Origin of the sequence: Micromonospora sp. KC207 (assembly GCF_004348615.1) — a bacterium.
Classification (GTDB): domain Bacteria; phylum Actinomycetota; class Actinomycetes; order Mycobacteriales; family Micromonosporaceae; genus Micromonospora.
Window position 1 is genome coordinate 1 of sequence record NZ_SMKJ01000623.1, and the last position, 869, is coordinate 869.

Genomic DNA, 869 nt, shown 5'->3' on the forward strand with positions numbered 1-869 from the left:
AGAGCGTGTTTGAGATGGGGTTGATCAGGTCCAGGTGAAGGTGCGGCGGGCTTGACGTCGTGCCGGTTGACCGCGGGTGATGCGGCGGGTCATGCCAGCGATGGCGGCCCAGCGGATGAGCGCTTCGGACACCTTGGGGTGGCGTTCGTAGTCGCGGGCGAGTCGGCGGCAGGCGGTGAGCCAGGCCAGGGTGCGTTCCACGACCCAGCGGCGCGGGTGCACAGCGAAGCCGCGCTGGTCGGCGGGTTTGCGGACGATCTCCAGGGTGGTGCGCAGGATGTCGCGGGCCCAGTCGACCAGCCGGCCGGTGAAGCCCTGGTCGGCGAAGACGTGCCGAATCGGGGTGACCATGTAGGCGCCGAGCAGGGCGCTCTTAGCGCCGTCGCGGTCCTGCCAGCTCGCGGCGAGGACAGTCACGGTGACCAGCAGGCCCAGGGTGTCGGTGATGATGAACCGCTTGCGGCCGTTGATCTTCTTCCCGGCGTCGTAGCCTCGGCTGTCCCGCCCGACGGTGTCAGCGCCTTTCACGCTCTGGGAGTCGATGATCCCCGCCGACGGCTCCGGGGCGCGGCCCTGCTGCACCCGCGCCTTGACCCGGAGCGTGACCAGGAGTTTCTCCGTCACGCCAGCTTCTTCCCACCGGGTGAAGTACCAGTACACCGTCTGCCACGGCGGCAGGTCAGCGGGCAGGTACCGCCACGGACACCCGGACCGCACCACGTACAAGATCGCGTTGACGATCTCCCGTCGCGGGTGCTTCTCCCTGCGGCCGTCCGTGTTCGGCTCCGGCAACAGCGGCTCGATCAGCGCCCACTGGGTGTCAGTCAGGTCGGAGGGGTAGCCACGGCGAACAGACACCGCGCTACCCT

At 68.9% G+C, this 869-nt stretch carries 1 protein-coding gene; it reads right to left on the reverse strand.

The window, feature by feature from the left end; all coding sequences use genetic code 11:
• Nucleotides 1-24: 24 nt before the first annotated feature.
• Nucleotides 25-858 (reverse strand): IS5 family transposase, encoded by an 834-nt coding sequence (locus tag E1258_RS32900; RefSeq protein WP_132407898.1) that lies wholly within the window; start codon nt 856-858, stop codon nt 25-27.
• Between the last annotated feature and the right edge of the window lie 11 nt (nt 859-869).